Consider the following 4,497-nt stretch of genomic DNA (forward strand, 5'->3'; position numbering starts at 1 on the left):
CGGGTGTTTTCGAGGCTCGCAAGGGGGCCGCTGGCACCGGAAGAACGTCGGGGTCGTGCTTGCCTGTTATTTGTGCAACTCAAGGATATTCCTTGAAAATCAATCACTTACCGCTGCAATACAAGGCTTATCCAAGCTTATCCACACCATTGTCCAGTGCGCCTTGGGATAACCGCCATCCCTCGGCTCCAGATTGCTTAAAAATGAGGCAATGCAGGGTGCACCCTTGCAAATCAAGCACTTGGCACTGCCATACAAGACTTACCCAAACTTATCCACACGATTGTCCAGTGCGTTGCGGGATAACGCCAAACGCTCATTCGGTGACCTTCACACCCTTCCAGAACGCCACCCGGCCCTGGATCTCCGACGCCTCGGGCTTGGGGTCCGGGTAGAACCATGCGGCATCGGCGTTCATTTCGCCATCCACCAGAAGCGACAGGTAGCTGGCCTGGCCCTTCCACGCGCACATGGTCTTGTGGTTGCTGAAGGTGAAGTATTCGCGCTTGAGTGCACTTTCGGGGAAATAGTGGTTGCCTTCGACCACCACGGTGTCGTCGCTTTCGGCAACGACTACGCCGTTCCAGGTTGCTTTCATGGGAAATTCCTTGGGTAGAAATGGCTGCTAGCGCATGTGCAGCAAGCGCTGGCAGCTATGGTTTGATGAGTACGGCCGCCCTCGGATTGGCCCGGCCGTGCGGGCGAAGCAGCCTCATTATTCCCAATGTGCGATGCATACGGTCCGCTGGGCGGGGAGCGGGATCACGAGTCGCGCGGGTAACCGCTCGGCAGCAGCGGTGTCGCTTACAGTGCAGCGCGGCCCCGGCGCCTTCGGGTGGCGCCCGCTTTCCCACCATGAACATTGCTTGAAAACACAGGAGAACCGAGACCATGGGTATTGATTTCAAGGGCCGCGTGGCCATCGTGACGGGCGCCGGCGGTGGCCTGGGGCGCCAGCACGCGCTCGCTTTGGCAGCGCGCGGCGCCAAGGTGCTGGTCAATGACCTGGGCGGCGCGGTGGATGGCAGCGGCGGCACCGTGACGGCCGCGCAGGCCGTGGTCGATGAGATCCGCGCAGCAGGCGGCGAGGCACTGGCCAATGGCGCGTCCGTCACCGACTTCGCGGCTGTGGAGGCCATGGTGCAGCAGGCCATCGATGCCTGGGGCCGCGTGGACATCCTGGTCAACAACGCCGGCATCCTGCGCGACAAGTCGTTCGCCAAGATGGACATGGCCGACTTCCGTTTGGTGGTGGATGTGCACCTGATGGGCGCCGCCAACTGCTGCAAGGCCGTGTGGCAGCACATGATGGCGCAGCAGTACGGCCGCATCGTGATGACCACGTCGTCCACCGGCCTGTACGGCAACTTCGGCCAGGCCAACTACGGCGCGGCCAAGCTGGCGCAGGTGGGGCTGATGCAGACCCTGGCCATCGAAGGCGCCAAGTACAACATCCATGTCAACGCGCTGGCTCCCACCGCGGCCACCCGCATGACCGAGGGGCTCATGCCGCAAGAGGTGCTCGATGCCTTGAAGCCCGAGGCCGTCGTGCCCGCCATGCTGGTGCTGGCCCACGAATCCGCGCCCACGCGCACCATCCTGTGCGCGGGCGCGGGCACGTTCGAGGCGGCCCACATCACGCTGACGCAGGGCATCCATCTGGGCATTAGCGCCGAGGTCCCCGAGCAACTGGCAGCCCGCCTGGCCGAGGTGACCGACCGCACGGGCGAGCAAGTACCACAAAGTGGCGCGGCGCAGGGTACCAACGAAGTGAGCAAGGCCATGGCGGCCAGGGTTTAAGCGAGGTCCACACGGGCAGGCCAGCTCCGTGCTAAGTTCCGGGCCGACAAAAGACGACGGATCGGTAATACCTATGAGCACACTGCACGAGAGACTGGCCGCCTACCCGGCGGACGCCCTGGGGGGGATCCGCCGCGGCATCGAAAAGGAAGGGCTGCGCGTGCTGCCCCACGATGGGCTGGCCCTCACGCCGCATCCGCTGGCGCTGGGCTCGGCGCTGACGCACCCGCTGATCACCACCGACTACAGCGAGTCACAGCTGGAGCTGATCACCGGCGCCCACCTGCGCGTTCAGGACTGCCTGGATGAGCTGACCGAGGTGCACCAGTTCGTGCACCACACGCTGCGCGAGCACGGCGGCGAGCTGCTGTGGGCCTCCAGCATGCCCTGTGGCCTGCCCACGGACGAGACGATTCCGATCGGGCGCTACGGCAGTTCCAACGTCGGCCGGGCCAAAAGCATTTACCGCATGGGCCTGGGCCACCGCTACGGCCGGCGCATGCAGACCATCTCGGGCATCCACTACAACTGGTCCATGCCGGGCGTGACAAGCGAGCAGTACTTCGCCCTCATCCGCAACTTCCGCCGCCACGCATTCGTGCTGCTGTACCTGTTCGGCGCCTCGCCCGCCTTGTGCCCCTGTTTCGTCGAAGGGCGCGAGCACCGCCTGGAGCGCATGGAGGGCGGCAGCGCGTTATACCTGCCGCACGCCACCTCGCTGCGCATGGGTCGGCTGGGCTACCAGAGCGACGCCCAGGCCACGCTGGCCGTGAGCTACAACGGCCTCACGGGCTACGCCAATTCACTGCACGAGGCCCTCACCAAGCCGTATCCCGCTTACGAAACCATTGGCGTGCGCAACCCCGGCGGCGACTACAACCAGCTGGGCACCAGCCTGCTGCAGATCGAAAACGAGTTCTACGGCACCATCCGCCCCAAGCGCACCGTGCGCACAGGGGAGCGGCCGCTGCACGCGCTGCGCGAGCGCGGCGTGGAATATGTCGAGGTGCGCCTCATGGACCTGGACCCGTTCGTGCCCGTGGGCATCACGGCATCCACCATGCGGCTATTGGACGTGTTTTTGCTGCACTGCCTGCTGTCCGACAGCCCGCCCGATACCCCGGCCGAGATCGCCGAGCTCAAGCAGAACCAGCACCTCACGGCCGAGCGCGGCCGCGAGCCGGGACTGCGCCTTTCCCGCAACGGCCAGAGTGTGCTGTTGACCGAGTGGGGCTCCGAAGTGCTGGCAGCTTGTGCGCCCCTGGCCGATGCGCTGGACGCACAGCACGGCACCCATGGCTACAGCGACGCGCTGCGCGATGCCCGCGCCCTGATGGCCGCGCCTGAGCGCACGCCGTCGGCCCGCGTGCTGGACAGCATCGTGCAAAGCCATCATCACAGCTTCGAGTCATTTGCGCGCCAGCAGTCGGTTGCCGCTCGCGATGCGCTGCTCAGCTTGCCCTGGACGGCCGAGCAGCAGGCCCGCTACCTGGCCATGGCCGACGAATCCATTGCCGCGCAAAAAGCCATCGAGGCCGCCGACACGCTGCCGTTTGAGGAATGGCGCGAGCGCTACATGGCGGTGAAGGAGCTCGGGTGATGGGGCGCGCAGGCGCCAGGAAACTCCTGATTTGATAGCTGCTCGCGCTTATCCATAAAGCGCTAGAGCCTGTTTTGGCACAAATTTCAGCCTTGCAGCTGCAGCAACGCCTCTTGCCGCCAGTATTCGGCGGCCTCTAAAAAGCCTTCCCACACGCAGCCGTTGCAGCCGCGTCCGCAGCAGGTCGTGGGCTCGGGCGGCGGGCTGCGCAGTGCGATGCCCGCATCCGCAGCGCGCTGCTGAAGAGCCTGGAACATCCGCTGCGCGGTAGCTCCATCCACGGCGCGGGGAGGGATGGCGGTGTCGGCCAGCGTCACGGCTGAGGGCGCCGTGTCTGTTTGCGGCGCACGGCGTACTGCACCACGAAGGCAATGCCCAGCACCAGCGCAAACCAGCCCACCAGGGCCGCCTGGGCCATCAGCTCCCGCACGCTGGCGGACCGTGCCAAGTACGGGGCCAGGAGAATCACCAGGCCGATCAAGGCGCAGGTCACGCCCTTGAACAGCAGTTCTTTGTCGGCCTTGCGGGCAGGGGCGCTGCGGGATGGGGGGATTTGTGGGGACATGAAAAAATGCGGAGGCGAAGGCCGCGATTATCCTTGCCACCCTCCGGCAGCCCCGAACCAGACAAGAAAGTACCCGCATGGCCATCCAGTGGTTCCCCGGTCACATGCACCTGACCCGTAAAGCCATCACCGAACGCATCAAGGACATTGACGTGGTGATCGAGGTGCTCGACGCGCGCTTGCCCGGCTCCAGCGCCAACCCGCTGCTGGCCGAGATCACAGGCCACAAGCCCACGCTCAAGGTGCTCAACAAACAGGACGTGGCCGACCCCGCGCGCACGGCGCTGTGGGTGGACTGGTACAACGCCCAGAGCGACACGCGCGCCGTGCCGCTGGATGCGTCGGATCCCGCGCCCGCGCGCAAGCTCATTGATGCCTGCCACCAGCTGGCGCCCAGCCGCGGCGGCATGGCCAAGCCCATGCGGGTGCTGATTTGCGGCGTGCCCAACGTGGGCAAGTCCACGCTGATCAACACCCTCTCCAACAAGCGCCAGGCCAAGACGGGCGACGAGGCCGGCATCACCAAGCTGGA

The 4,497-nt window shown here is 65.4% G+C and carries 6 protein-coding genes; 3 read left to right on the top strand and 3 right to left on the bottom strand.

Features of this window, described 5'->3' with window-relative positions; all coding sequences use genetic code 11:
- Positions 1-316: 316 nt before the first annotated feature.
- Positions 317-598: a DUF427 domain-containing protein gene (locus MRY84_RS22665; RefSeq protein ID WP_291507922.1), complete on the bottom strand. Its 282-nt coding sequence runs from the start codon at positions 596-598 to the stop codon at positions 317-319.
- 293 nt (positions 599-891) lie between these two features.
- Between MRY84_RS22665 and MRY84_RS22670 the strand changes: the two genes are divergently transcribed.
- Together MRY84_RS22670 and gshA are read left to right on the top strand one after the other, a co-directional pair.
- A complete protein-coding gene (locus MRY84_RS22670) occupies positions 892-1,800 on the top strand; it encodes an SDR family oxidoreductase (protein WP_291507923.1) in 909 nt (302 codons plus the stop codon).
- A 73-nt stretch (positions 1,801-1,873) separates the two neighbouring features.
- Entirely contained in the window at positions 1,874-3,400 is a 1,527-nt protein-coding gene (gshA, locus tag MRY84_RS22675; RefSeq protein WP_291507924.1) for a glutamate--cysteine ligase, read from the top strand.
- Between the two features lie 86 nt (positions 3,401-3,486).
- On the opposite strand, the gene MRY84_RS22680 is transcribed toward gshA, so the two are convergent.
- Both MRY84_RS22680 and MRY84_RS22685 read right to left on the bottom strand, forming a co-directional pair.
- Positions 3,487-3,657 (bottom strand): oxidoreductase-like domain-containing protein, encoded by a 171-nt coding sequence (locus tag MRY84_RS22680; RefSeq protein WP_291507927.1) that lies wholly within the window; start codon positions 3,655-3,657, stop codon positions 3,487-3,489.
- Between the two features lie 56 nt (positions 3,658-3,713).
- Positions 3,714-3,965: a hypothetical protein gene (locus tag MRY84_RS22685; protein WP_291507925.1), complete on the bottom strand. Its 252-nt coding sequence runs from the start codon at positions 3,963-3,965 to the stop codon at positions 3,714-3,716.
- A 77-nt stretch (positions 3,966-4,042) separates the two neighbouring features.
- On the opposite strand from MRY84_RS22685, the gene MRY84_RS22690 reads away from it, so the two are divergent.
- Positions 4,043-4,497: GTPase (locus MRY84_RS22690; protein ID WP_291507926.1), on the top strand; the 455-nt coding region annotated here is incomplete at its 3' end.

The organism is Acidovorax sp., from assembly GCF_022763525.1.
Classification (GTDB): domain Bacteria; phylum Pseudomonadota; class Gammaproteobacteria; order Burkholderiales; family Burkholderiaceae_C; genus Acidovorax.

Excerpts from the sequence above, each read along its gene's own strand:
- MRY84_RS22665 (WP_291507922.1), bottom strand. The coding sequence starts at position 598 with ATGAAAGCAACCTGGAACGGCGTAGTCGTTGCCGAAAGCGACGACACC.
- MRY84_RS22670 (WP_291507923.1), top strand. The coding sequence starts at position 892 with ATGGGTATTGATTTCAAGGGCCGCGTGGCCATCGTGACGGGCGCCGGC.
- gshA (WP_291507924.1), top strand. The coding sequence starts at position 1,874 with ATGAGCACACTGCACGAGAGACTGGCCGCCTACCCGGCGGACGCCCTG.
- MRY84_RS22680 (WP_291507927.1), bottom strand. The coding sequence starts at position 3,657 with ATGTTCCAGGCTCTTCAGCAGCGCGCTGCGGATGCGGGCATCGCACTG.
- MRY84_RS22685 (WP_291507925.1), bottom strand. The coding sequence starts at position 3,965 with ATGTCCCCACAAATCCCCCCATCCCGCAGCGCCCCTGCCCGCAAGGCC.